Annotated in this window: 24 protein-coding genes and 2 pseudogenes; 14 read left to right on the top strand and 12 right to left on the bottom strand. The window is 59.3% G+C overall.

Annotation, left to right across the window (positions count from 1 at the left end; all coding sequences use genetic code 11):
* Positions 1–8: 8 nt before the first annotated feature.
* Both F451_RS27350 and F451_RS0118895 read right to left on the bottom strand, forming a co-directional pair.
* Positions 9–1,388 (bottom strand): enoyl-CoA hydratase/isomerase family protein, encoded by a 1,380-nt coding sequence (locus F451_RS27350; protein ID WP_083928492.1) that lies wholly within the window; start codon positions 1,386–1,388, stop codon positions 9–11.
* A 55-nt stretch (positions 1,389–1,443) separates the two neighbouring features.
* Positions 1,444–2,220 carry an enoyl-CoA hydratase gene (locus tag F451_RS0118895; RefSeq protein ID WP_020682978.1) on the bottom strand — a complete coding sequence of 259 codons (777 nt, stop codon included), beginning with the start codon at positions 2,218–2,220 and terminating at the stop codon, positions 1,444–1,446.
* A gap of 202 nt (positions 2,221–2,422) precedes the next feature.
* On the opposite strand from F451_RS0118895, the gene F451_RS0118900 reads away from it, so the two are divergent.
* The 12 genes and pseudogenes from F451_RS0118900 to F451_RS28490 all read left to right on the top strand — a co-directional run.
* Positions 2,423–4,087, top strand: coding sequence for an AMP-binding protein (locus tag F451_RS0118900; protein ID WP_026291885.1), 1,665 nt, complete (start codon positions 2,423–2,425; stop codon positions 4,085–4,087).
* 44 nt (positions 4,088–4,131) lie between these two features.
* On the top strand, positions 4,132–4,899 hold the full coding sequence (locus F451_RS0118905) for an SDR family NAD(P)-dependent oxidoreductase (protein ID WP_020682980.1): 768 nt from the start codon (positions 4,132–4,134) through the stop codon (positions 4,897–4,899).
* A gap of 16 nt (positions 4,900–4,915) precedes the next feature.
* Positions 4,916–5,698, top strand: a complete 783-nt coding sequence (gene badI / locus F451_RS0118910) for a 2-ketocyclohexanecarboxyl-CoA hydrolase (RefSeq protein ID WP_020682981.1) — start codon at positions 4,916–4,918, stop codon at positions 5,696–5,698.
* 63 nt (positions 5,699–5,761) lie between these two features.
* Positions 5,762–6,901 (top strand): cyclohexanecarboxyl-CoA dehydrogenase, encoded by a 1,140-nt coding sequence (gene aliB, locus F451_RS0118915; RefSeq protein WP_020682982.1) that lies wholly within the window; start codon positions 5,762–5,764, stop codon positions 6,899–6,901.
* A gap of 72 nt (positions 6,902–6,973) precedes the next feature.
* Complete coding sequence (locus F451_RS0118920) at positions 6,974–7,450, top strand: MarR family winged helix-turn-helix transcriptional regulator (RefSeq protein WP_020682983.1); 477 nt, start codon at positions 6,974–6,976, stop codon at positions 7,448–7,450.
* 9 nt (positions 7,451–7,459) lie between these two features.
* Positions 7,460–8,137, top strand: coding sequence for a nitroreductase (locus F451_RS0118925; protein WP_020682984.1), 678 nt, complete (start codon positions 7,460–7,462; stop codon positions 8,135–8,137).
* Positions 8,138–8,851: 714 nt separating this feature from the next.
* Positions 8,852–9,658, top strand: coding sequence for an ABC transporter ATP-binding protein (locus F451_RS0118930; protein WP_020682985.1), 807 nt, complete (start codon positions 8,852–8,854; stop codon positions 9,656–9,658).
* Positions 9,655–10,383, top strand: coding sequence for an ABC transporter ATP-binding protein (locus F451_RS0118935; protein ID WP_020682986.1), 729 nt, complete (start codon positions 9,655–9,657; stop codon positions 10,381–10,383). Before F451_RS0118930 ends, F451_RS0118935 begins: the two co-directional genes overlap by 4 nt.
* 66 nt (positions 10,384–10,449) lie before the next feature.
* Positions 10,450–11,664, top strand: coding sequence for an ABC transporter substrate-binding protein (locus F451_RS0118940; RefSeq protein WP_020682987.1), 1,215 nt, complete (start codon positions 10,450–10,452; stop codon positions 11,662–11,664).
* A gap of 94 nt (positions 11,665–11,758) precedes the next feature.
* Positions 11,759–12,646, top strand: coding sequence for a branched-chain amino acid ABC transporter permease (locus F451_RS0118945; protein ID WP_020682988.1), 888 nt, complete (start codon positions 11,759–11,761; stop codon positions 12,644–12,646).
* A gap of 51 nt (positions 12,647–12,697) precedes the next feature.
* A complete protein-coding gene (locus F451_RS0118950; RefSeq protein ID WP_040880194.1) occupies positions 12,698–13,624 on the top strand; it encodes a branched-chain amino acid ABC transporter permease in 927 nt (308 codons plus the stop codon).
* A gap of 425 nt (positions 13,625–14,049) precedes the next feature.
* A pseudogene (locus F451_RS28490) lies at positions 14,050–14,184 on the top strand (IS3 family transposase); the annotation flags it as partial.
* 533 nt (positions 14,185–14,717) lie between these two features.
* On the opposite strand, the gene F451_RS0118955 reads toward F451_RS28490, so the two are convergent.
* From F451_RS0118955 to maiA, 7 genes are all read right to left on the bottom strand, one after another.
* On the bottom strand, positions 14,718–15,992 hold the full coding sequence (locus F451_RS0118955; RefSeq protein ID WP_020682990.1) for a TRAP transporter large permease: 1,275 nt from the start codon (positions 15,990–15,992) through the stop codon (positions 14,718–14,720).
* Complete coding sequence (locus F451_RS0118960; protein WP_020682991.1) at positions 15,989–16,498, bottom strand: TRAP transporter small permease; 510 nt, start codon at positions 16,496–16,498, stop codon at positions 15,989–15,991. The genes F451_RS0118955 and F451_RS0118960 overlap by 4 nt, the downstream gene beginning before the upstream one ends.
* Before the next feature lie 44 nt (positions 16,499–16,542).
* The gene (locus tag F451_RS0118965) at positions 16,543–17,523 is read right to left on the bottom strand and encodes a TRAP transporter substrate-binding protein (RefSeq protein ID WP_020682992.1); all 981 of its coding nucleotides are present in this window, start codon (positions 17,521–17,523) and stop codon (positions 16,543–16,545) included.
* Between the two features lie 151 nt (positions 17,524–17,674).
* On the bottom strand, positions 17,675–18,376 hold the full coding sequence (locus tag F451_RS0118970; protein ID WP_020682993.1) for a fumarylacetoacetate hydrolase family protein: 702 nt from the start codon (positions 18,374–18,376) through the stop codon (positions 17,675–17,677).
* Positions 18,377–18,419: 43 nt separating this feature from the next.
* Positions 18,420–19,451, bottom strand: a complete 1,032-nt coding sequence (locus F451_RS0118975) for a cupin domain-containing protein (RefSeq protein ID WP_020682994.1) — start codon at positions 19,449–19,451, stop codon at positions 18,420–18,422.
* Between the two features lie 30 nt (positions 19,452–19,481).
* Entirely contained in the window at positions 19,482–20,693 is a 1,212-nt protein-coding gene (locus F451_RS0118980) for a 3-hydroxybenzoate 6-monooxygenase (protein ID WP_020682995.1), read from the bottom strand.
* A gap of 47 nt (positions 20,694–20,740) precedes the next feature.
* Entirely contained in the window at positions 20,741–21,382 is a 642-nt protein-coding gene (gene maiA / locus F451_RS0118985; protein ID WP_020682996.1) for a maleylacetoacetate isomerase, read from the bottom strand.
* 183 nt (positions 21,383–21,565) lie between these two features.
* Between maiA and F451_RS0118990 the strand changes: the two genes are divergently transcribed.
* Together F451_RS0118990 and F451_RS28225 are read left to right on the top strand one after the other, a co-directional pair.
* The gene (locus F451_RS0118990) at positions 21,566–22,483 is read left to right on the top strand and encodes a LysR family transcriptional regulator (RefSeq protein ID WP_020682997.1); all 918 of its coding nucleotides are present in this window, start codon (positions 21,566–21,568) and stop codon (positions 22,481–22,483) included.
* Positions 22,484–22,570: 87 nt separating this feature from the next.
* Complete coding sequence (locus tag F451_RS28225; RefSeq protein ID WP_020682998.1) at positions 22,571–22,885, top strand: hypothetical protein; 315 nt, start codon at positions 22,571–22,573, stop codon at positions 22,883–22,885.
* Here F451_RS28225 and F451_RS28495 read toward each other — a convergent pair.
* From F451_RS28495 to F451_RS0119005, 3 genes and pseudogenes are all read right to left on the bottom strand, one after another.
* Positions 22,851–23,074, bottom strand: a pseudogene (locus F451_RS28495) (transposase); the annotation flags it as partial. The gene F451_RS28225 and the pseudogene F451_RS28495 overlap by 35 nt on opposite strands.
* Positions 23,075–23,240: 166 nt before the next feature.
* Complete coding sequence (locus F451_RS0119000; RefSeq protein WP_020682999.1) at positions 23,241–24,755, bottom strand: NCS1 family transporter; 1,515 nt, start codon at positions 24,753–24,755, stop codon at positions 23,241–23,243.
* A gap of 59 nt (positions 24,756–24,814) precedes the next feature.
* On the bottom strand, positions 24,815–26,593 hold the full coding sequence (locus F451_RS0119005) for a hydantoinase B/oxoprolinase family protein (protein ID WP_020683000.1): 1,779 nt from the start codon (positions 26,591–26,593) through the stop codon (positions 24,815–24,817).
* Positions 26,594–26,609: the final 16 nt, after the last annotated feature.

Below are 26,609 nucleotides of genomic sequence, written 5' to 3' on the forward strand. Positions count from 1 at the left end.
GTCCTCGATCAGTTTTGGGCGTTCAGGTCGGCGAAGGACCGGCCGTCACTAACCAGCTGTCGCAACAGGGGGGCCGGCGTCCAGCGATCGCCCAGGCGTCGTTGCCAGTATTCGATGCGCTCCAGCACCCGCCCCAGCCCAAGCTGGTCGGCACAGAACATCGGACCGCCGCGCTGGGGCGCAAAACCGCCATTTCTCGTCAGGATCACGTCGATATCACCGGGTCGGCGCACAACGGCCTCGGCGAGCAGACGCGCGCCCTCGTTGATCAGTACCAGCAGCGGTCGCTCAAGCAGCCAGCCCTCTCCGAGCAGAAGTGCCCCCCTCGATTCGTCGATCTTCTCTGGCAGCGCTGCGTCGCCTTCCACCAGGCAGCATCCCGGGGCCTCACGCAGGGGCCCAATAGACATGTCAAACGCCGTCTGGACAGCATCCAGCTGGCGCTCAGCGACCCCTTCGACAACCAGCTGTTCCAGCTCCTGGCGATACCGCTGCGCCAGGCGCTCCAAGACTGCATCGGCCGCTTCCTGGCCTGGCTCCCGGGCATAACGCCGTTCAGCCATAAAGCGGTGGATCAGGGCCGCGCGCTGGGGCGAAGCCATGCATTGTAGAAACAGCTCCCGCTCCCGCTGCAGTCCTTCGGCCAGCGGCAGACGCAGCGCCGCTTCAATCGCATCAATGCAGCGCTGCGGCGAATGGAAACCCGGCAGCCGTTGTGCCAGTTCACGGCGCCTGGCTTCGAGCAGCGCTTCACCATCGATAGCGCAGTCGAGGTGAGCATTCTGTTCACCCGTGCGGCGCGGCCCCGCGTTGCGTGCCAGCAGTGAGCGCGCAAAGACCAGGCCTGCATCTTCCAGGTCACCGTCGAACAGCTCATCGACGATTCCGCACCGCTGGGCCTCGGCCGCCTTGACCGGCTCGCCACCGACAATCATCTCGAGTGCCTTGGCGACCCCGGCCAGCCGCGGCAGCCTCTGAGTACCACCGGCACCCGGCAGCAGACCCAGCCGGACCTCCGGCAGCCCGAGCCGGGCATCGATGCGGGCGATGCGGTAGTGACACCCCAGCGCCAGCTCCAGCCCGCCCCCCAGCGCGGAACCGTGGATCACAGCCACCGAGGGTTTATGGCCACTTTCAAATTGGCTTACCAGGTCCGGCAGCAGGGGTGGCTGGGGCGTCTTGCCGAACTCCTTGATATCGGCACCGGCGATAAATGTCTTGCCCTCGCAGAGCAACACCAGGGCCCGGACCGCCGGATCGGCTTCCGCCGTTTCGAAAGCATGCAGCAGGCCGGCGCGCAGCCGCTGGCTCAGCGCATTGACCGGCGGGTTATTGACACGCATTACGCAGATATCGTCGACGCGGGATACTCGTACCGGATCGGACATCGGAACCTCCTTCAGGCCAAAGCCCTGCATTTCTTCTTGTTAGCGCAGCCTGGCTTCAGCGGTCCTGCCAGCGGGGCTGGCGTTTTTCCAGGAAGGCCTGCATGCCCTCCTTCTGGTCGGCGCTCGCGAAGCTGGCATACAGCAGGTGTCGTTCGAACCGCACGCCTTCGGCCAGCGATGTCTCAAAGGCACTATTGACGGCTTCCTTGTTGAGCCGCACCGCCATACCGGAATAGGCCGCAATCTGCCGCGCCGCCTGCAACGCTTCGTCGAGCAGCGAAGTGGTCGGCACGACACGAGCCACCAGCCCACTGCGCTCAGCTTCGTCTGCATCCATCAGCCGTCCGGTCAGACAGAGATCCATGGCTTTGGCCTTGCCAACGGCGCGGGCCAGTCGCTGGGTGCCACCTGCCCCAGGCAGGGTACCCACCTTGACTTCGGGTTGTCCGAAACGGGCGTTGTCAGCCGCGATAATGAAGTCGCACATCATCGCCAGTTCACAACCGCCCCCCAGTGCCAGTCCGGCAACGGCGGCGATCACCGGCTTGCGACAGCGGGTTACGTGCTCCCAGTCTGCCGTAACGAAATTTTCCAGGTAGAGATCGGAAAAACCCCGGGAATGAATTTCCGCGATGTCAGCACCCGCCGCAAACGCCCGGTCACTGCCGGTGATGACGATCGCCCGGACGGCGTGGTCGGCCTCCAGCACCTGTAGCGCGGCGCCCAGTTCACGCATCAACGCCGCATTCAGTGCGTTCAGTACCGCGGGTCGGTCGAGCCGGATCAGGCCCACCCCATCGCATAGCTCAACCCGAATATTGCTGTAAGACATGGCCCCTCCCACTAAACGCCTGCGATAACACCGGAATCGGTCAACACTGCCCGCTACCGGCTTCGATGAGTTGAGACCAGTCTAGCCAGAATAAAATTTAAAGACAATATATTGACATATTATTTTATCAGGGCGTATTGTTCCAACATCACCGAGGCGTCACAAGCAGTCTATAAAAACAACTTAAACAGACGGAAAACGTATGATAACTCCGACTTACTCAGTCCAGAGTCGCCGCGAAAGCATGATCGAGTCCGGCGCATGGAATAACAATACAATTACATATTATTTCGACCTGACGGTCGCATCGACGCCGGACAAGCCAGCGATCATCGGCTATCAGGTCGAACAGAATGAACGCAAAACAATCAGTTACGGCGAACTCGACCGCATCGTTACCCGGATGGCCGCCGGACTGGCCGCACTCGGCATCGAGAAAGGCGAGGTGGTGTCCTGCCAGCTTCCCAACTGGTGGCAGACCACCGCACTTTTTCTGGCCTGCGTGCGCATCGGCGCCATACTCAACCCGCTGATGCCAATCTTTCGCGAACGTGAACTGCGCTTCATGCTACGCCATGCCCAGAGCCGAATTCTGGTCATACCGCAACGCTTCCGCGGCTTCGACTATGCCGCGATGATCGAAGGGCTGCGGGCTGAATTGCCGGATCTGAAGCAGGTTCTGACCATTGGCAGCCATGATGAGAACAGCTTCGAGACGCAGCTGCTCGAACGCGCCTGGGAACGCGAAACCGATACACAAGCGCTCTTTGCCGAGCGCCTGATCGGCGGTGACGACGTAGTGCAGCTGCTCTATACGTCCGGCACGACCGGCGAACCCAAGGGCGTGCTCCACACCTGCAACACCCTGTTCGCCAATGCCCGCCCCTACAGCGAACGCCTGCAACTGAGCGCCGACGATATCGTATGGATGGCTTCGCCACTGGCCCACCAAACCGGTTTTCTCTACGGAATGATGATGCCGATCTACCTGCAGGGCACGGCAGTGCTGCAGGACATCTGGGACCTCGACTACGCGCTCCGGGTGATCAAGGCGGAGCAGCCGACCTTCACCATGGCCTCGACACCGTTCCTTGCCGACCTGGTGGAAGCCGCAAGTCAGCACCCCGGGGAACTGGACTCACTGAAGATCTTTGTTGCCGCCGGCGCACCGATTCCCGGCGCCCTGGTGGAAAAGGCGGCAACACGGTTGAAGACGCAGATCGTCTCGGCCTGGGGCATGACTGAAACCGGCGCCGTGACCATGACCCGGCCCGAGGACGACACCTCTGTCGCCAGCCACACCGATGGTGTTGCCCTGCCCTATATGGAAGTTCTCGTCATCGACGCTGAGGGGCAGCCGCTGCCAGCAGGCGAAGAAGGCTATCTGATGGTACGCGGCGCCAGCCTTTTCATCGGCTATCTGAAGCGCCCGGAACTTTACGGCGTTGACGCTGACGGCTGGTTCCCGACGGGTGATCTCGCCCGCATGGATGACAACGGCTACATCCGCATCACCGGTCGCAGCAAGGACGTGGTTGTTCGTGGCGGCGAAAACATCCCGGTCATCGAAATCGAAAACCTGCTCTACAAACACCCGGCCATCGCCTCGGCAGCCCTGGTCGGATGCCCGGACGACCGGCTCGGCGAGCGCCTTTGTGCCTACGTCACCCTGCATCCGGGCTACGAAACCCTGACATTGAATGACGTTGTCGACTACCTGCTCGAGCAGCAGATCAGCAAAACCTACCTGCCGGAGTATGTCGAGGTCATGCCGGGAATGCCGCAGACCCCGTCCGGCAAGATCCAGAAATTCAAGTTACGCGAGCGTGCCAGCCGGATACGTCTGGCGCCGGCAAAACACCGCTGAGATTTCCTCCCACCCATTTACAACCACAACAAGAGACCCAGCATATGAAAGGATTGGATAGCAAAGTCGTCATCGTTACGGGCGGCGGCGGCGGCATCGGCCGCGCCATCTGCCAGCGCTTCGCCACCGAAGGCAGCAAGGTCGCGGTCCTGGACCGCGATCAGGCCGCAGCGCAGGCCACTGTCGACAAGATCGTCGGCGCCGGCGGCACAGCGATCGCCTACACCGCCGATATCACCAATTATCAAGCGATTGCCGACACCGCCGAAGCCATCACCAACGATCTCGGCCTGCCGACAGTACTGGTAAACAATGCGGCCTTCGACCGCTTCATGCCATTTTTGAAAACCGAGCCCTCTCAGTGGGATCAGCTGATCGCCGTCAACCTGACCGGCGCACTCAACATGCACCATGTGGTGCTGCCCCTGATGATCGAAGCCGGTGGCGGCAAGGTCATCAACATCGCTTCTGACGCCGCCCGCGTCGGCTCATCCGGCGAAGCCGTCTATGCCGCCTGCAAGGCTGGCCTGGTAGGCCTGAGCAAGACCCTGGCGCGGGAACTGGCTGGCAAGGGCGTCAACGTCAACGTGGTCTGTCCGGGGCCGACCGACACCGCCCTGCTCAAGGATGTCGCCTCCACCGCCAGCAACCCGGACAAGCTCGTCGAAGCCTTCAGACGCGCCATTCCACTGGGCCGTATCGCCCAGCCCGACGACTACCCGGGCATCATCGCCATGCTCGCCAGCGACGACGCAAACTTCATTACAGGCCAGGTGATCAGCGTATCCGGCGGCCTGACCATGGCCGGCTAACAAGGAGCCCAAGACAATGCATTATGAAGATATCCTCTACGACGAAAAAAACGGTGTTGCCACCATCACTATCAACCGCCCGGATCGATACAACGCCTTTCGCGGCCAGACCTGCATGGAACTGCTGGATGCCTTCCACCGCGCCGGCTGGAACAAGGACGTCGGGGTTATCGTGTTCACCGGCGCCGGTGACAAGGCATTCTGTACCGGCGGTGACCAGGGTGCTCACGAAGGCCAGTATGACGGCCGCGGTCTGATCGGGCTGCCGGTGGAAGAGCTGCAGCGTGTAATCCGCGAGGTACCCAAACCCGTCATCGCCCGGGTACAGGGTTTCGCCGTCGGCGGTGGTCACGTGCTGGCACTGATCTGCGACCTGACAATCGCCTCCGACAAAGCCCAGTTCGGCCAGGTGGGTCCCAAGGTCGGTTCCGTCGATCCGGGCTTCGGCACCGCCTACATGGCCCGCGTACTCGGCGAAAAACGCGCCCGTGAAATCTGGTACCTGTGCCGTCGCTACAGCGCCCAGCAAGCATTGGAGTGGGGCCTGTGCAATGCCGTGGTTCCGCACGACGAACTTGATGCTGAAGTGCAGCAATGGTGCGACGAGATTCTCGAGAAAAGCCCCACGGCCCTGGCCATCGCCAAGCGCTCTTTCAATGCCGACAGCGAAAATATCGCCGGTATCGGCGCCCTCGGTATGCAGGCCCTGAGCCTGTACTACAACACCGAGGAGTCGCAGGAGGGCGTCAACGCCTTCAAGGAAAAGCGCAAGCCGGAATTCCGTAAATTCTACAAATAAGGCCTTGCCGCCGGCAGCCTCAGCGCTGCCGGCCAACACCTCACAAACAGCTCGGAGATCAAGATGAACTTTGCATTTACTGAGGAACAGAACGCGATCCGCGAAAGCGTAGCGAGACTCAGCACCGAAGTCCTGGCCCCGCGCTACGCCCAGCGCGACCGGGAGGGGCAGATCGAGAGGTCCACAGCAGAGCTGCTGGGCGAAATGGGACTCCTGGGCGGTGAGTTGCCGGAGCAGTTCGGCGGCAGCGGACTGGACTGCGTCACCAGCGGCATCATCATCGAGGAGATTTCGCGGGGCGACTTCAACGTCGGCTACCTGCCACTGCTCTGCTCGCTCAACGGCCAGATCATCGCCAACTTTGCCAAACCGGAACTGGCACAGGAATGGCTGCCGCAGATCATCGCCGGTCGCAAGCTGGTGTGTATTGCGCTGACAGAACCCCACGGCGGTTCCGATGCGGCCAGCCTGCGCCTCAAGGCCGAACGCCGCGGCGACACCTATGTACTCAACGGCGAAAAGACCTCGATCTCGATTGCCGATCAGGCCGACGTTGCCGTGGTATTCGCCCGCACCGGCACCCAGGAGTCCCGCGCCAGCGGCATCAGCGCCTTTCTGGTCCCGATGAACCTGCCGGGCATCTCCACGACACGCTTTGAGGATCTCGGGCAGCGGGCCATCGGCCGCGGCTCGATTTTCTTCGATTCGGTGGAACTTCCGACCAGCCACCTGCTGGGCAATGAGGGCAGCGGTTTCAAACAGGTGATGCAGGGCTTCGACTACAGCCGTGCACTGATCGGACTGCAATGCCTGGCTGTTGCACAACAGTCGCTGGACGAGACCTGGCAGTGGCTTACCGAGCGCCATGCCTTCGATCAGCCGCTGTCGGCATTCCAGGGCCTGACTCACCCGCTGGCCGAACTGCAGACCTATGTCAGTGCGGCCAGGCTGCAGTGCTATTACTCGCTATGGCTGAAAGATAGCGGCCTGCCACACAATAGCGAAGCGGCGATGAACAAGTGGTGGGCGCCGAAACTGGCGTTCGACGTCGTCAAGCAGTGTCTGCTGGCTCACGGCCACACCGGCTATGGCGAAGATTTCCCCATGGCACAGCGACTGCGTGACGTGCTGGGGCTACAAATAGGTGACGGCACGGCCCAGATCATGAAGAATATCATCGCTCGAGAAGCAACCCGGGAGTAGCTGCCGCACTTCCCCGGATTAGGGGGGGGGATACAGCAGCTCACCCGTTAAACGGACATACAAGGATCTGCGATGACCCAACAGGATTCCGGAGGCATCCCCAACCGGCTGTTTTTCCGTCTTTTTCAAACCGGAAACGTACTGCAACGCCAGGTACAGAAAGAGATGGGCATCAGCACTGTGCAATGGGCCGTACTCGGAGCCCTGTCACGCACAGGACATGAAGAAGGAGTCTCGTTCAATGAGCTGACCGACTATCTGGTGGTCAGTCGCCAGAATCTCGACGGCGTCCTCAAGCGGATGGAACGGGACGACCATGTCGTGCGTGTCCCCCATCCCGAGGACGGCCGGGCCAGACTGGTGAGACTGACCGAAACCGGCCAGACCTACTGGAACAGTCTGCAGGCACGGATCCAGGAGTTTTATCGTCAGGGACTGCACGGCTTCAGCTTCGACGACACGGTCAGCCTGCTGCATTATCTCAACAAGCTGCAGGATACCCTGGCCGACATTACGCTTGAGCCAACCAAAGCCCTCGAGCCCGAATAGGACAGTACCATGCATATCGACAATGCCATTCGCACCCGCAAGTCGGTGCGCCGTTTTCGCCCCGACAGCATCCCGAAAGAGGTGATCGAGCATATTCTGGAGCTGGCCGCCCGCGCGCCGAGCGGCAACAATGTGCAACCCTGGCATGTCCACGTGATCACCGGCATAGCCAAGCTCGAACTGTGCAGCGACATCCTCGCCGCTGCACGCGAGGATGCCAGCACGCACGAACCCGAATATGCCTATTACCCGACCGAATGGTTCGAGCCTTACCAAGGCAGGCGGCGCGAAGTGGGCTTCTCGCTTTACAACCGGTTGGGTATCGGTCGCGATGACAGGGATGCCCGCGATACCCAGATGCTGCGAAACTTCCAGTTCTTTGACGCACCAGTAGGGCTGCTGATCAGCCTGGACCGGCGACTCAGTACCGGCAGCTATATCGACCTGGGGATGTTTATCCAGAACATCCTTCTGGCCGCCCGCGGCCAGGGCCTTCACACCTGCGCCCAGGCGGCCTTCGCAGGCTACCACCGGGTGATCCGCGACCACCTCCCCCTGGCCGAGCAGGACATCCTGGTCTGCGGCATTGCACTGGGGTACGAAGACCCCGAGGCCCCCGAGAACGGTCTGATTACCGGGCGCGCCCCCGTATCGGATTTTGCAGCCTTTCACGGCTTCGAGGACTGAGTTGACTGTCAGATCAGCCAGGTCGTTTTCAGCACCGACCAATACCGAACTGATGACAGCACTTGGCTAGACACTCGAAGCATCGACACTTCTGCATCACAACAGCAGACTCGACCAGCATAAGAATGCTTGCAGCAGACTCCGGACCATTCTGACAACCGCCAGGCAACGCTCCGATAAACAGGAGATCTCGGGGAGCCGCCTGCGACCGAAGATATGACCATTCCCGGACGACAGTGCGCGATCGGTCACGACCTGATACATCGCCACAATCGACCACCCCTCAACCGTTACAGTAGCGGCGCGGCCCTGCATAGCCGAAGCAGGCTGGCCGCCCGGCACTGACTGACGACCACACCACGCGGCCGGCGAGGACAGCCGACGCAGTCGGCCACCAAAGAGCCCTCAATTGAAATTAAGCAAATAAATTGTCATTTAAGACAAAGAGCAATCTTTTATTAAGACGACATGAAACGATAGGTTCGCATTAAAAACCATAAAAAACGCACAAAATCGCTTAATTAAAGGATATAAAACACATTCCGAGCACAGAAGAAAGAAGGCTATAATATATTTAGGTAAACTTATTGTCTTAATTTTTCTTTGACAGTACACTGAATTCAGTTCCGATATGCGCACCCAGCTTCGACGAACTCATCTGCGCGAACTGTTCGCACAGAAACCAGAGCCATAACAAAAAAAGAAGGAGGCTTTATGCAACGGGATCTGATCCTGGAGACCAAGCATCTTGTAAAAGAGTTTAAGGGTTTTACCGCCGTTGACGACGTCAACCTTAAGGTCGAGCGCGGAACCATTCATGCCTTGATTGGCCCCAACGGGGCCGGGAAGACAACCGTATTCAATCTGCTGACCAAGTTTCTGACTCCGACCCGGGGAAGCTTGCTGTTCAACGGGCAAGACATCACCAGAGAAAACCCAGCCTCGATAGCCCGCATGGGAGTGATCCGCTCTTTCCAGATATCTGCTGTGTTTGCGAACCTGTCTGTACTGGAAAACGTACGAGTGGCATTACAACGCAAACGCGGCGACAGCTTTGTGTTCTGGCGTTCGGAAAAGACGCTGGATAGGCTCAACGAGCGTGCCCTGGAACTACTGGAATCAGTCGGCCTGCGCGACTTTTCCAAAGTGCGAGCCGTCGACCTGCCTTATGGCCGCAAGCGTTCACTGGAGATCGCTACCACACTGGCGCTGGATCCTGAGCTTCTGTTGCTCGACGAACCAACCCAGGGTATGGGACACGAGGATGTCAGCGTCATCACCGAGCTGATCAGGGAAGTAGCCAAGGATCGCACCATCCTGATGGTCGAGCACAACCTCAAGGTGGTAGCCAACCTGTCAGACCGTATCACCGTACTGCAGCGAGGCGCCATTCTCACCGAGGGTAACTACCAAGCCGTATCCGCCGACCTGCGGGTACGCGAGGCCTACATGGGCGTCGAAGCGGATCCGTCGACGGCGCAGAACACTATCGACGACAGCGACCTGGAGGCTACTGCATGACTGCAGTGATGAATGCCCAGTCACAGCGCGAAAAGCTGCGCATTAACGACCTGCACGCTTTCTACGGCGAGTCCCACATCCTGCATGGCATCGATCTGTCGATCAAACAGGGAGAACTGGTCACCCTGCTGGGTCGCAACGGTTCCGGCCGCACCACCACCTTGCGTGCGATCATGAACATGGTGGGCAAGCGATCAGGATCGATCAATATCAACGGGCACGAGACCATCGACATGCCCGGCCACCGTATCGCTCACCTGGGCCTGGGTTACTGCCCGGAAGAAAGGGGCATTTTTTCCAGTCTCAACGTCGAAGAGAACCTCATGCTCCCTCCCAGCGTGCGCTCCGACGGCATGTCGGTGGAGGAGATCTATGCCATGTTTCCCAACCTGGCCGAACGTCGCAAGAGCCAGGGCACACGCCTCTCTGGCGGCGAACAGCAGATGCTGGCCATGGCCCGTATCCTGCGTACCGGCGCCAACATCCTGTTGCTCGACGAGATCACCGAGGGCCTGGCACCGGTGATCGTGCAGACGCTTGCCAAGGTGCTCACCCAGCTCAAGCAGCGGGGCCTGACCATCCTTCTGGTGGAGCAGAACTTCCGTTTCGCCGCCCCCATAGCCGATCGCCATTACGTGATGGAGCACGGCCACATCGTCGAGGAAATTCACGCCAGCGAGCTGGAAGCCAAGACCGAGTTGCTGAACATCTACCTCGGTGTGTAACCGATTTTCGCAGGACGCGAAAAACCGAAGCAGAACGTAATACAACAATAACGCTTGGAGAACAATATGAACCTGATATCTAAAATACTGCTGGCCTCTGCCCTGGTTGCCAGCACCAGCGCGGCCCAGGCCAACATCTCAGACGGAAAGGTCAAGATAGGGGTAATGGGCGACATGGGTGGTGTCTATGCAGAGATTTGCGGCCGAGGCTGTGTCGAGGCTGTGCAAATGGCGGTCGATGATTTCGGCGGCAAGGTGCTTGGCAGCCCCATCGAAGTCATCAGCGCAGACGATCAGAACAAGCCCGACCTTGGGTCCACGATCGCGCGCAAGTGGATTGAGACCGAGCAGGTCGATGTTATTAACGGGTCAGTCGCCAGCTCCGTAACGGGAGCGATTACGAAATTAATGACTGAGCACGAAAAGATTACCCTCATTTCCGCTTCTGCCAGCCATGCGTTTACCACCAAGTCCTGCTCCCCATTTAACGCCCAGTGGACGTACGATGTCGTGGCCATGGCCAACGGCACCGTCAAGCCGATGGTTCAGAGCGGCAAGAAGAAGTGGTTCTTTGTCACCGCCGACTATGCCTTCGGCCATGCGCTGGAAAGCGTTGCCACAGACGTAATCCAAGCCAACGGCGGTGAGGTGGTTGGTGCCGTCCGGGCACCGCTGGGCACGACCGATTTTTCCTCCTATATCCTTCAGGCTCAGTCTTCCGGCGCCGACGTCATTGCACTCGCCAATGCGGGGAATGACATGGTCAATTCGCTCAAGACCGCCGCCGAATTCGGCGTCACCGACATGATGGACATCGCCGGCCTGATGGTGTTTACCCAGAACGCCCAGGCTCTGGATCCAGCCATCGCAGGCGGCATGAAGCTGACCATAGGCTTCTACTGGGATATGGATGAGCAAACCCGTGAATGGTCCAAACGGTACATGGCCCGCATGGGGGGCGCTATTCCGTCGATGATACACGCCGGCACCTACTCCTCGACCATGCACTACCTAAAGGCAGTGGAAGCTGCCGGCACCGACGAGTCCAGGGCCGTGATGGCCAAGATGAAGGAAATGCCGGTGGAGGACTTCTTCTCCCGCAACGGTTTCCTGCGCAAGGACGGCCGCATGGTTCACGACATGCTGCAGGTCCGCATCAAGAAGGCAGATGAACGCCGTGACGGCAACGACATTTTCGCCATCGAGAATGTGATTCCCGGCAAAGATGCCTACCTGCCCCTGGACAAGGGCGGTTGCGACTTCGCACTGAGCCAGAACTGACGGGCGCGCATCGGGGCAGACGGACGTCTGCCCCTTTCGATAACAACAATAAAAGGAAGCTAAGGCTTTCCGCTGAGCATTATCAGGTGTGGTTATGGCGACTCTCTTCGATATCAATCTCTTTGCCCTGTCGGGCCAGTTGCTGATCGGCCTGATCAACGGCTCCTTCTACGCACTGCTGGCGCTGGGCCTGGCGATCATCTTCGGCCTGCTGAAGATTATCAATTTCTCCCACGGAGCCTTGTACATGCTGGGCGCTTTTTCAGCCTGGATCGGCCTGGAATACCTGCAACTCAACTACTGGTGGGCGCTTGTGCTGGTGCCGCTCGGCATCGGCGTTTTCGGCATCCTGCTGGAACGTACCCTGATCCGCCCCATCGCCCACGAGGATCACCTCTACAGCCTGCTGCTGACCTTCGGCATCGCCCTGATTCTGCAGGGCCTGTTTACACACTGGTTCGGCTCTTCCGGCCTGCCCTACGCCATTCCCGAGGAGCTGCAAGGCGGCACCAGGCTGCCGTTTATGTACCTGCCCAACTACCGCGCCTGGATCATCATGTTCTCCCTCGTGGTCTGTGCCGGCACCTGGTATCTGATTGAGAAGACCAAGCTCGGTGCCTACCTGCGTGCCGGTACCGAGAACCCGCAGTTAATGCAGGCCTTTGGCATCAACGTGCCGCTCATCGTCACCCTGACCTATGGCTTCGGTGCCGGTCTGGCCGGATTGGCCGGCGTGCTTGCAGCCCCGATTTACTCCGTCGCGCCGGAAATGGGCTCCAATATCCTGATCGTGGTCTTCGCCATCGTCGTCATCGGTGGCATGGGTTCCATCGGCGGCGCCATCCTCACCGGCCTGGCCATGGGTGTTGTCGAAGGACTGACCAAGTACTTCTATCCCGAAGCCTCCAACACTGTGATCTTCCTGGTCATGGTACTGGTGCTGCTGACCAAGCCCGCCGGCCTGTTCGGTAAAGAAGCATAGCCGGCGTACGACGGCACGCACTCACCGCTTGATGTTTTTGAGGTCGCAATAATGAATAACAAAATGCTCAATCTGCTACTGCTGGGTCTGGCGCTGGTAGCCCCCTTGGCGCTCTACCCGGTTTTCCTGATGAAAGCGCTCTGCTTCGCGCTCTTTGCCTGCGCCTTCAACCTGTTACTGGGGTTTGCCGGGTTGCTCTCGTTCGGTCATGCGGTGTTTCTCGGCACCGGCGCCTACGTCACTGGTTACCTGATGGTTACCTACGGCTTGACGCCCGAAGTCGGTATCCTGGCCGGCGTGGGTGCCTCAGCCCTGCTGGGCTTCATCTACGGCACACTGGCTGTCAAACGGGAAGGAATCTACTTCGCCATGGTCACGCTGGCGCTGGCCCAGCTGGCGTTTTTCTTCTACCTGCAAGCGCCCTTCACCGGTGGCGAGGACGGCCTTCAGGGTGTACCGCGCGGCAAGCTCTTCGGACTGGTCGATCTGTCCGACAACCTCAACATGTACTACTTCGTCCTGGCGATCTTTATCGCCGGCTTTGGCCTGATCCGCCGTACCGTCCACAGCCCCTTCGGCCAAGTGATGAAGGCGATTCGGGAAAACGAGCCCCGCGCCATCTCCCTGGGCTACAAGGTCAATCAATACAAGCTGCTGGCGTTCGTGCTCTCCGCAACTTTGGCAGGGCTTGCTGGATCCACCAAAGCACTGGTATTCCAGCTGGCCTCCCTCAATGACGTACACTGGTTCATGTCAGGCGAAGTGGTGCTGATGACCCTGCTGGGTGGAATGGGCACCCTCTGGGGCCCCGTCCTCGGGGCAGGTACCATCATTGCCATACAGAACGTCCTGGCTTCGGGCCCCCTGGCCAACTACATTCATGTGATCATGGGTATTGTATTTGTGCTCTGTGTCCTCGCCTTCCGCAATGGTCTTGTTGGAGAACTGCAGAAGCTGATCAGGAAAAACTTTAACTAATCTTGCCGCAAGGTAATGTCGCTCAAGAATATATCGGTATTCAGACATGCCGAAAGAATTAACTCACCGATATTTCACGAGAGCAGACCGAGGATCATGGCCAAATTCATCACTTTCGTTCTGAGTGGCATTCTGTACTATCCCCGAGTGTAGCTAAGGAGCCAGCACGCGTGCGACCGATTAGAGGTATCAGCCCCAATACTGATACTTCAGCAGTACCATTACCTGTCCGGTAAAGAAGGCCCGCACGCACGCAACACTTATCAGTTGATCGAGGTTGTTTTGAGTGTTTACTTACTTCGAGGTGGCCGGATATGGGTCGAGGTAAGATGAGAGTGCTTTAGTTGCCTACTGCCACCGAAGCATCAGAGCTGCTCTTGCCCCCCCTCAGCAGCCGACGAGCACCGGGATTATGTTCAGATAAGACCCGGGAGGAAGCCCGGGCGGATATCGCCCGCTACATCACAATGTTTTATAACAGCCACCGGTTACATTCCTATCTGGGTTACCAGAGTCCGAATGAATTTGAACGAAAGGGCCTGTTGGCCAACGCCGCTTAACTGGGGTGTCCGTTATGACTTGACCACGTCATTGTCTCCCTCTTCACCTTGAAGGCAGGACGTCCGGAGTAACATTCCGCTAGGCACTGTAGCCGAAGACCGGCTGATGTGGGTGCATTCTTCAAGGTAAAGCGCTTTGGTTACTTTTCTTTGCCAGTAACGCGCCAGCTAGGCGCAACAGGAGCGATCAAACCGCTCCGATACCCCAGCCTGCACAGACTCCAACACGATCACCTTAATCTCGCCTCAACTCTCGCAATGGGTCGATACAAGATGAAAGTGCTCTAGGCTAATGCTCCTGCTTCATCCAGCCTGTAACTCCATCTGCACGTCGGACAGGCGGCAAAACCGCTTGAGCAACAGAATCTACACCATCGTTTCCGCTGTTCAGGATGGCCGATCGGCCTTAGCTTCACCCCGTGGTCTCTCGTGCCGCTTGAGTCGCACCACCTGCCCGGATACAAAGCTTTCGACCTTGAAAACAAAAAAGCCCCGCAGGCAAAGGTGCCGGCGGGGCGTGAAAAGGAAAATCGTCAGCTGGCCATTAGGCTCGGCAGCCAGAGCGAAATGGCCGGGAACAACGCGATGATCAGCATGCAGGCGAACATCGACAGCAGGAACGGCACCATGGCGCGGAACAGTGCACCCATCGGCAGGTTGGCCGCGGTCATGGCGATATAGAGGCCAGGCCCGACCGGCGGTGTCACCAGCCCCACCAGGGTTGCTAGACTGATCATGACGCCAAAGTGAATGGGATCGATGCCAAAGGACAGCGCCGCCGGCAGGATAATGGGCACGATCACGATCATCACGCTGATGCTTTCAAGGAACATTCCCAGCACAATCACCAGCGCATACACCAGCATCAGGAAGACGATCGGCGAGGTGGTAATGCCGCTGATCCATTCCACCAGCATGTCTGGCACCGCTTCAAATGACAGCGCCCAGCCAAATACCGAGGCGGTGGCAATCAGACCGGTGATGGTGGCGGTATTCAGCGCCACCGAGGCAAAGACGGCGCCCAGGTCCTTGATGCGAATCGCCTTGTAGGCCCCGGCGCCGATCGCAAACGCCATGATGGAAGCTACGGCGCCGGCTTCGGTGGGTGTCATGACACCGGCAATGATGCAGACGATCACCACCAGCGGTATGGTGGCCGGCAGCAGACCGGCAAGCAGATCCTTGCGCACGCGGCTGCTCTGGTGACGTTCGCCACTGGGCAGGCCCTTGACCAGACCGGTGATAAAGATCACCAGCGCAAAGCCGGCCACGATCAGCAGTCCCGGCAGAATGCCGGCGATAAACAGCGCCGAAATAGGCTGATAGGCCACCACGCCGTAGATGATCATCAGCATGGACGGCGGAATGATGGGCCCCAGCAGACCACCGGCCATGGTCACGGCAGCGGAGAATTCCTTGTTGTAGCCCTTTTCCACCATGGCCGGGATCATCAGCCGGCTCATGACGGCGATCTGCGCGGTGGCCGACCCCAGAATGGAGGCCGCCATGGCATTGGTCAGCAGGTTGACGTAGGCCAGCCCGCCCCTGAAGCCACCGACGAACACATCGGCGGCATTCATCAGCCTTGTGGTCAGGCCGCCGCGGTTCATCAGTTCACCCACCAGCATGAACAGCGGAATAGCCAGCAGGCCGTTCTGGTTCAGCGACCCGTACAGCTGGATCGGCAGGGATGTCATCAGCACCGCTAGGTCAGCCTGCAGTAGGAACACCAGGGTGCCCAGCAGCAGGGTTATAAAGATCGGTAGTCCAGCCAGCAGGCTGACAAAAAATACAGCGGACGTCATCATGCGGCAGCCTCCACCAGTGCAGGTTTAGCCTGGAAAAATGAGCACAGCAGCCGGACCAGCTGGTGCCAGCTCATGCAGTAGAATGCCGCCACCAGCACGCCGTAGTTGTACCAGCGCGGCAAACCGGTGGTGGGCGACACATCGGCCTTGATTTCGGGGCGCAGGATCCAGTCGGTGGCGTAATAACAGAACACCAGCAGGGTGGCCAGCACGACCAGGTTCAGCAGCCGCTCCATCCACAGCGCCGCCGCCCCTCTCAGGCCCGCGAGCAGCAGGTCCACCCGCACCAGCTGATTGGTGTAGAGCAAATAGCTGACGCCAATAAAGGTGGCCGAGATCAGGATTTGCACCGCCACTTCCTCGGCCCAGAACAGCGGGCTGCTGAAGAAATAGCGCAGCACCACCTGGGCCGACAGAATCAGCGTCAGGCCGGCGGTCAGGCCAATCAGCAGCGCGTATTCTATCTTGCCGACAAGCCGGTCGATCGTTGTTATTAAACCAGACATAAGCACCTCGCCTGGCAGAGGCGCACCCCTGCCCTGTTCATTATTTACCGCGTCTGCTCATAAAAGCTTTTGATGGCAGGGTTGCCCGCGGTGTAGGTGTCGACGATGCGCTGGGCCACCGGCGCCAGCTGTGCGCGGTCAAATTCGGTGACGGTGACACCCTCGGCCTTCAGCCGTTCCAGGTTGCTGACCTCGGCTTCGGCCTGCTGCTTGAAGCCCCAGGCTTCAGCTTCGCGGAAGGCCTTCAGCACCTGGTTCTGCTTTTCTTCACCCAGCTTGTTCCACCAGACTTCAGAGGCCACCACTACGCCCGGAAACGCCATGTGGTTGGTCAGGGTCAGGTAGGGCGCCTGCTGGTACATTTTCAGGCCGACGACGATATCCAGGTCCACATCTACGGCATCAAGCAGGTTGGTGGTCAGGGCCGGCGATACATCGCTGATGGCAAGCGCTGTGGGTGCGGCACCCAGCTGGCTCCACCAGTCGTTGAACAGTTTGTTGGGAAAGGCGCGGATCTTCTTGTTGGCGAAGTCGTCCACGCTGCTGATCGGCTTGGACGAAATGACATGGCGCATGCCCGCCAGGGTATAGCCCAGGCCCACCAGCTTGTGCTGTTTCAGATCGGCCAACATCTGCTGGGCCGCGGGTGCCTGTGTGGCTGCGGCGGCATCACTGACGTTGTCAAAGGCAAAGGGCAGGAACCAGCCGTTGAACTCGTCGGCACGGTTGGAAAGACTGCCGGCCGTGAGTATGGCCAGCTGCATGCCGCCGCTTTGCAGCAGATCGATCATCTGGTCATCGCCGCCGAGCTTGGACAGCGGGAAGATCATCAGCGAGTCCTTGCCGCCGCTCTCCTGCTTGAGATTGTCATTGAAGCGTTCGGCCACCTTGTGCCAGATATGGCTCGGCGGTGTGACGTGGCCCAGGCGCATGCGTTCTGCACTGGCCGACAGGCTGAGAGTCAGGGCTGTTGCGGCAACGACTGGGGCAATGGCACAGGCAATCAGTTTTTTGATGGTCATCATTGGGTGAAGCTCCACTTTTATAGTTATTGCATACCTGCACCGGCAGGTACCGGCGCAGACAAACCCTGAGCCCTGCATCAAGTGTTAAAGCGATTCAGGAAGGATTGGCGGCCACCAACGGCGACCGCCAAGCATGCGTCTTGCTCGCAGGCTATTTCTTGATCGTCAGCTCGATATCGCCGACCTTTTCCACCGAACCGGTGATCTTGTCGCCGGGGACAACCGCGCCGACACCCTCGGGCGTGCCGGTGAAGATCAGGTCGCCGGGCTGCAGGTGATAGAATTTCGACAGGTGCGCGATAATTTCTGGCACGTTCCAGATCAGCTTGTCGAGATCAGACTGCTGCTTCACTTCACCGTTAACGGCCAGCTCGATCTTGCCGGACTCGATGGTGCCGGTAACTTCTTTGGGCACGATGGCGCTGATAATGGCGGACTCTTCGAAGTCCTTGCCCAGATCCCAGGGACGGTTGGTGGCGCGCGCCTTGAGCTGCAGATCGCGGCGGGTCATGTCCAGACCGCTGGCATAGCCGAAGATGATGTCGTTGGCATCGCTCTCGGCCACTTCAAAGCCTTCCTTGCCGATCGCCACGACCAGTTCCATTTCGTAATGGTAGTTTTCAGTTTGCGGCGGATAGGCGATTTCACTGCCTGAGGGCAGCAGGCTGCTCGGATGCTTGGTGAAGTAGAAGGGTTCCTGCTCGGACTTGTCTACGCTCACACCCATTTCAGCAGCGTGGGCATGGTAGTTGCGACCCACGCAGAAGATACGGTGCACAGGGAAGAGTGCATCAGAGCCTGCCACGGTGGCCAGGGGCTGCTTTTTGGCCGGGAATAAGAGCTGTTCAGACATTATCGTGTTCTCCAAAAATCGTCGTCATGAATAGTGGGGCTGATCAATAAATACCGAGGTACTGATGCAGCGGGCCTTCGTCCGCCGTGATCAGGAACGCCGGCTGATCCGATGACCGGTTGGTCAGGGTGATATCGCTGTAGCCAGGGGCGGACAGCGTGTCCTTTTCCACCCAGCTCAGCTCGTCTGCGCCATCGACGCTGATCGCGCCCTCGCCTTCCACCACATGAAACACGCAGGCGGTGGTGCGTTTTGGCAGGCGGATGCTTTCGCCCGGGCGCAACATCAGTGCGCCAAAGCCGATGCTCGGGAACAGGCTGGCGCCGTTTTCGGGATTCACGTAGCTGATCCGCAGCAGGCCTTCGCTGTAATGGCTGGCCATTTCCACCAGGCAGGCGCGGGTCTTGCTCCAGGGATAGCGCAGCTGCGGCGAATCCTGGGCGGCACGTTCGAAATTGATGTTCGGCACCACGCCGGCAGCGCTGTATTCGGCAAAGGACTTGTCCTGTTCCCGGTTGTCCAGCTGCGGTGTGCCCTCGATCGCCCAGGAGCCTTCGAGCTGATAGACCAGCGGCAGGTCGAGCACATCCAGCCACATGATGGGGCCATCGCCCCCGTGTTGATGTTCATGCCATTTACCAGACGGCGTCAGGATCAGGTCGCCCCGCTCCATGCGACAGACTTCGCCGTCCACAGTGGTGGAGGCACCCTCGCCTTCGATGATGATGCGCACCGCGTTGGGGGTGTGGCGATGATTGGGCGCCGACTCACCCGGCAGGATCAGCTGTATGCCCAGATAGATGCTGGGAGTGGCCTGCATGTTGTTGAGACCGTGACCCGGATTGGCCAGCACCAGTACGCGGCGCTCGGCCTTTTCCATGGGGGTCAGTTCACCGGCCTGCAGCAGCAGCGGGCGCACGCTGGCATAGTCCCAGCGCAGGGTCTGGGTCTTGCGGCTCGGCACATGCGGCGGCAGTACCGCGCGCATGTTGGGCCACAGCGGCACCAGGTTTTGCGCCGTCAGCTCGTCGCGGTAGCTTTGCGGCAGGTCTTCCAGGGTTCCAAGAGCTTGCATCGGTCTTCTCCTCATCAATTGGGTGCGCGCTTACTTCTCGCCGGGGTGCTTGAGGCAGTTTTCAACGTTCCAGCTGTACAGCCATTCGATGGCGTCGTAGAAGCGCTCCTGGCTGCGGCCGGCCCATAGGGCGTTGCGGACCTGACGCTCGACACCCTTGGCGTGGTACAACCGGCCCATTTCGCGGGCGGACCAGACGACACGGGCGGTGCGCGGAATACGAATTTCCTCGTACAGACGGAAGGCTTTTTCCAGATCGTTGTCGCAGACCCGGATCGCCTCGCCCAGGGTTACGGCATCTTCCAGCGCCATGCAGGCGCCCTGGGCCAAATACTGGGTCATGGGATGCGCGGCATCACCGAGGATGGTGGCACGGCCCTCACCCCAGCTTTCGACCGGTTCGCGGTCGGCGGTGGCCCAGCGTTTCCAGGACTTGGGCAGCGACAGCAGGCGATGCGGACGCTCGTCGATACCCTGAAAGTAGGACAGCACCTCTTCCTGGCTGCCTTCGCGCACGCCCCACTCTTCTTCCTCGCGGCTGTGAAAGGTCACCACCAGGTTGTACTGTTCGCCGCCACGCAGCGGGTAATGCACCAGGTGGCAGCGCGGACCGGCCCAGAGTACCGGCGAGTTGATGCGCAAATCTTCCGGCATTTCCTCGGCTTCAACCACGGCGCGGTAAACGACGTGACCGGTGACACGGGGGGCGTCGCCAACCAGCTGTTCGCGCACCACCGACTTGACGCCGTCGCAGCCCACCAGGGCATCGGCCTTGAACTGGTTGCCGTTGGTGTCGGTAACGACCACACCGTCGTCGTTGATCTCGACATTGTCGATTCGGGTCGAGGTGTGGAAGCTGATCAGCGGATGCTCTTGCACCGCTTCCAGGATCGACAGGTGAATGTCGGCACGGTGAATAACGCCGTACGGGTTGCCGAAACGCTTGCGGAACGACTCACCGACATCAATGCGACCCACTTCGCTGGCATCAACCGCATCCATCATCACCAGGTGATCGGTGAACACGGAGCGGTTACGCGCGGCCTCGCCGACGCCCAGCGCATCGAGGGCGGAATAGGCATTGGGCCCCAGCTGAATGCCGGCACCGATTTCGGCGATCTTGTCGGCCTGTTCCAGCAGCTGAACTTCAATTCCCTGACGGGTCAGAGACATGGCGGCAGCCAGGCCACCGATGCCACCACCGACGACGATCACTTTTTGCTGTGCGTTGTTGTTGTTCATAGCAGTACTCCGTAAACAAGGTTGTGCTGTCGTAATCAGGGAATCAATCAGACTTGAAAATCAGGCTGTGCGCTCGGCGCCGCCTGCTCAAAAGCACTCTGGCGCTGGCAGTGCTCGTATACCGCCATGACCCGCGGGTAAGGCGCCATGTCAAAGCCCATGCGCAGCACATTGGCCACCTGGGGCACCAGGCAGACATCGGCCAGGGTCGGTGTCTGGCCGAAGCAGTAAGGCGCATCGCCGTAGCGCTGCAGCAGGGTTTCCAGCGCATTGAAGCCTTCGCGGGCCCAGTGGGCATACCAGGCGTCTTTCTGGGCATCGGTCACACCCAGTTCGTTCTTCAGGTAACCCAGCACCCGCAGGTTGTTCAGCGGATGCATGTCACAGGCAATACCGTTGGCCACTTCCAGCACCCGGGCACGCAGCTCAGGTTCTTCAGGGATCAGGCGGGGCTCCGGAAAGCGGGCATCCAGATAATCGATAATGGCCACAGACTGGCTCAGCGTGGTGCCGTTATCGTCGACCAGCAGCGGCACGCCCCTGGACGGATTCAGCGCCGCGTAATCGGCGAAACGTTGCTCGCCCACACGGATATTGACGCCATGATAAGTGTAGTGAACGTCCTTGAGCGCCAGCGCGATTCGCACGCGGTAGGACGTCGAGCTGTTAAAGAAACTGTATAGCTGCATCAAACCAACCTCTTGTTTTAGCGGTACCCGGCCTGTCGACGACAGAAGCCTCAGCCAGTCTGTCAACGACCGTTGGTGAGCGATGTCGTTGTGATGACCTTGTGTGGAGTGATTATTGACCAGACGCCCCATAGTGAATAATGATATGTTGCGATACATCCATACTATTTAGGGTATACCTCGATGAACTGGACCCGGCGTCTTCGGCTCAACCACCTGCACCTGCTGATTACCCTGCACGAAACCGGCAGCCTGAGTGACGCCGCCCGGGCGTCGCATAGCACCCAGCCGGGGCTGTCGAAATGGCTCAGGGAACTGGAAGAGGATGTCGGCGGGCCGCTGTTCGAGCGCCATGCGCGCGGGCTCACCGCCACGCCCATGGGCTTGCTGCTGATCGGCCATGCCAGGCGCATGGTGACCGAAATGTCCCGCGCCCAGCACAATCTGGAAGCCCTGCAGGAAGGCAGCTCGCGCACCTTTGCCGTGGGCACGTCGCCGGCCTCGGCCCCCAGCTTCGTACCGGCAGCCATCATGAAATTCCTTGAACGTCATCCCAAGGCACGCATGGAACTGCAGGAAAGCACCATGAACGATCTGCTGGAAAAGCTGCAGCTGGGCAAGCTGGATCTGGTGGTCGGACGGCTGGACAATTACCAGCCGCAGCCAAACCTGCGCAGCGAACGGCTTTATGACGAGCCACTGCGCATCATGGCCCGCCCCGACCATCCGCTGGCCAAGCGCCGCAACCTTGGCTGGGAGGATGTTTATGCCTACGACTGGATCGTATGGCCTCGCGGCACCCCCATTCGCAGCAAACTGGAGGTGGCACTGACCCGCGCAGGCCTCAAGCCGCCGCCCTACCGGGTGGAGTCTTCCTCGCAGGTGGGCAACCTCTGGCTGCTGCAGTACAGCGACATGCTGGCGGTGGGATCGGAACGGGTGGCGCGGCATTTCACCGGCCGCGGCCTGGTGGTGCCGCTGGATATCAAAATCGATACGGTGGAGGGTTTTGTCGGCATGTGCTGGCGCGACGAGGCCAGCGAGGACAGCGCGATCAACGACCTGCTGGAATGCTTTCGAAGCTCCAGGTCGATTGACTGACCCTGCCAGGTTTTTGCCGGAACCCCGGCAAACGGCTGGTCTCGGAACGTACCGATACCTAGGCCCTGCCCAGATGGACTGTTGAATATGCGCGGCTTTGAATTCGAGCAGTCGTTCCCGTTGACGCAAATAGGCACGCAATGCCGCAATGTCCTGATGGGGGCGGAAACTGGCGCGGAGCAAGCCAAAATGATGCAGCCACTGAGCGTCGTTGATATCCGTCTTGCGGCTCGGAGCATTATTCGCGTCGCGAGCGTTGACCAGATAGCCCTCAAAGCCATGGCGCTCCAGAATTTCAAAAGCGGGTATCCAGTATATGCGTTACAGCGCCATCAGTTCCGGATCCACAGCAGTCCCTGGGCCATGTTTTTAGTTCTTGGGTGCGTTGCTGTTCTGGTATAACCGCTTTGGCTTTGGACATAGTGCCGCCCCTCTCACCCTGAAGTTCCTGAACCCAAGAGCGTAGCGCTGTGCCACTCACCCGCAGTGGGCGGCAGGGCAGGCCTCGGCAATGGAATATCCCTGATCCAAAACGAGACAGGCAGCCTCGTGCTTGAACTCAGTTGAAAACAATCGACGTTGTCTTGTCATAGAACACCTCATCTGCGGTGGAGAATGTACCAACTAAATCAGTGTCCGAAATCAGTGTCCCACTACATATTGGTCCGTTTTTTTAAAGGAGCTAGGGAGGGCAACCTTGAATCGCTCCTCCCCTTATTTGCACCTTAAGCTCCAAAAAATTGAGAGTCACCGGACCCTATAGATCTTCCCTGCCCGCATCCTGCGCCAGATTCGACGTTGGAACGCGATGAAATTCATCTGTGGCCCCGTCATAGCTCCAGCTATAGCCCACACTGGTCGCCAGATAGTTGTCGCCATTGAGGGTAACGACCTCTTCCTGCCGATAACGCGGCAATACCCAGAGCTTCATCAGCACGTAATAGAGCACCATGCCAGCGACGAAACCGACCACAAATGCCCAACTGCCGGAGAAAAACGCCAGCCCGCCGGCGGCCAGCCAGGCAACAATGCCGGCCAGGTTAAATCCCTGGCTATAGCGGAACTGACCGTCTACACGGTAGAGGTCCGGTACATTGAGTCGACGACCACGGATCAGGTAATAATCGGCGATCATGATGCCGCCGATGGCCGACAGGAACGCACCGTACGAGAACAGGAAGGCAAACAGGTTATCCAGAATGGCCCACGGCATGGCCAGGGTGCCAACGATACCGGCGATCGCCACTGCCACCGAATACTTGATGTGCGGCGCACCGGCGTTGACGAAGGTCAGCGCCGCCGGAATCAGGTTGGCGGCGTTATTGGTGGACCACTGAGCCAGCAGCACCAACGCCAGCAGTACCACCAGGCTGAAGCCTTCGCTCTGTCCCTGGATAACCGTGACCGGGTTCCAGTCGCCAGCGGCGATAAAAGACGCCGCGCCGATGACGGCGATCCAGGTTTGGGTCAGCGGCAGCGCCAGTAGCTGGGCAGCGAAGATGTTCTTGTTACGGCGCACGAAACTTCGGGCCCCCGACTCGGTTTTGACGAAGCGGGTGATGTTGGGAATGTCGATGGCCAGTGTTGACCAGAAGGCGACGTTGGCCAGGAACAGCGTCAGCGGCTGGATATCTTCCTGACCGACAAAGGTCCAGATGTTGACGCCGTTGGTTTCGGCCAGCACGTCGAGGGTGAAGTACATCCAGGTCGAAATGGCGATGATCGCCGGTGCAGCAATAGACGCCAGTACCTCGACGGCCCGAATGCCGAGCGCAGTGTTGCCAATCTGTACCACGGCAAACACCGCGTACCAGACCGGCCAGCTATCAAAACCGGTGAGGTATTCGACGATACCGTTCAGCGCCAGAGCCCCAAGATAGGTCTGGATACCGAACCAGATCGCCGCGATCACCCCACGGAAAAGCGACGGCAGATGGGTGCCATAGATACCAAAAGGTGCACGCAGGTAGACGGCAAATGACAGGCCGTGCTCGGTGCCAATGTCTGCCGTCAGCGTCATCAACACTGCCAGTACCAGGTTAGCAGCCAGGATGATGGCCACCACCTGCGGCAACGGAAGACCGGCGACGCCACTAGCGCCAAGCTGGAAGGTCGCGATGATTACAGCAATACCGATCCAGATCCAGACAAATCCCAACGCGCTGATCGGGCGTTGTCTGATGTTGACCGGCAGGATGGATTCTTCGAGCAAATGGTTAACGGCGGCTTTCTCTAGACGAGTGTTTACCGCCGATGTCGTATCGGAACTCATGATGTTTATCCCCTGATTTATGTAAGGGAGCGCAGACCGCTCCCGAAGTCAGTACCTTGTCAGGATGCTGGAGTACGACGCCCACGCAGCTCTGCGCGCTGGACTGCCGTTGCATCCCGGTCAATCGTCAGAGCATCGTCGAGCACGACGCCATAGACGTCCCGCGCATGCTCAAGCGTGCAGAAGTCATCCAGCACATCCTCGCGTACTTGTTCGGCTGTGCGTTCCAGCGGATCACCATAGCCACCGCCGCAGGGCGAGTAGTAAGCCATCACGTCGCCGGCCTGAGTGGCATGGCCAGAGAATTTCGACGGCATCAGGGTAAGTTCTTCAGGCGTTGCCTGGTTGTAGATTTCTGTACGCCCGACCACGCCATCGGTCCCACCGAAAATCCCCCAGGGCACGTCGTAATGCCGTTCGCTCTCGTGGGTGATAAAGCCCGGTGTCAGCACCCGTTGCGCCTTAACCACACCAATGCCGCCACGGTGCTTGCCGGCGCCGGGCATGACATCGTCACGCAACTCGTAACGATCGCAGATCATCGGCAGATGCATACCGAGGTCCTCGATCGGGTTATTGCGGGTGTTAGCCATCAGGTTATCGATGCTGTCCGGGCCGTCGGATCGAGGCCGCCCACCGTACGCCCCTTCATTGACCTCGAGGAATACCCAGTAATCGCCGTTCTCCTTGAGGCCGGAATAGGAAGCAAAAGAGATCGACGCTGAGCTGCCTGCGATGATGCGATCCGGCAATACCGGTGCCAGGGCGCGGATAATCAGGTCAATCATGCGGTTGCACTGGGTAAACCGCGCTTCAGCCGCAGCCGGGAAGATAGGGTTGAAGATCGAGCCCTCGGGCGCAATTACCTTGATCGGCTTGAACGAGCCTTCGTTGGACGGTACGGGCGTCTCGGTCGTATAGCTGTCCAGCAGAATTTTGCGAAAGGCAGCATAGGCCGCGACCTTGCAGGAACCTTCAAACGGCACGTTGTAGGCCGTGGGCGTCTGATCAGCCGAACCGGTCAGATCCACCGTCACGGAGTCGCCTTCCACCTTCACGGTCACAACGATCGGTAAACGCGTCTCGCGATTGCGGCCATCGTCGTCGAGGAAGCCCTCTGCGCGGTATTCGCCATCGGGAATCTCGGCAATGCGCTGGCGCAGCATGGTTTCGGAGTAATCGATCAGCTGACCGATAGCAGCGAAGGTGATTTCCCGGCCGTAACGTTCAAGCAGCTCCTTGAAGCGCTTCACGCCGAGCTGGGCCGACGCCACCTGGGCTTCGATATCGCGCAGCAGCTGGTTCGAGGTCCGGCTGTTATGGACAAACATCTGCGCAAGACCTTCATTGCGCTTGCCCTTTTCATACAGCTTCAGGCCGGCCATCAGCATACCCTCGGCATAGACATCGCCAACATCGATGATCAGCCCCGGCGTTGCAGCACCGATATCAATATGATGCGCCGTGTTACCGGAGAAAGCGATCAGCTCCCCCTCGTGGAAGATCGGAATGATCACTGCCAAATCCGGGCTATGGCTGGAGCCGTAGTAGGGATGGTTGTGTACCACCACATCGCCTTCGTGCCACTCTCCCCCCTGCAGGGTCTTTTCGATGCCACGCAGGTACGCCGGAATCGAACCGATATGCATCGGCGTCGACTCGGATTCACAAATTGTCTGGTAATTCAGGTCGAACAGGCCAGCGCCCAAATCCTGCGATTCACGAATGATCGAGGAAAAGGACATTCGGTAAAGCACATGCCCCATCTCTTCGGCGATGGTGTCGAGTGCGCCACTGATTACCTGTAGCGTAATCGGATCCACTTTTTTGTTGCTCATGGCTTTTGCTCTCTCG

It is taken from the genome of Marinobacterium rhizophilum DSM 18822, assembly GCF_000378045.1.
GTDB classification, from domain to species: domain Bacteria; phylum Pseudomonadota; class Gammaproteobacteria; order Pseudomonadales; family Balneatricaceae; genus Marinobacterium_A; species Marinobacterium_A rhizophilum.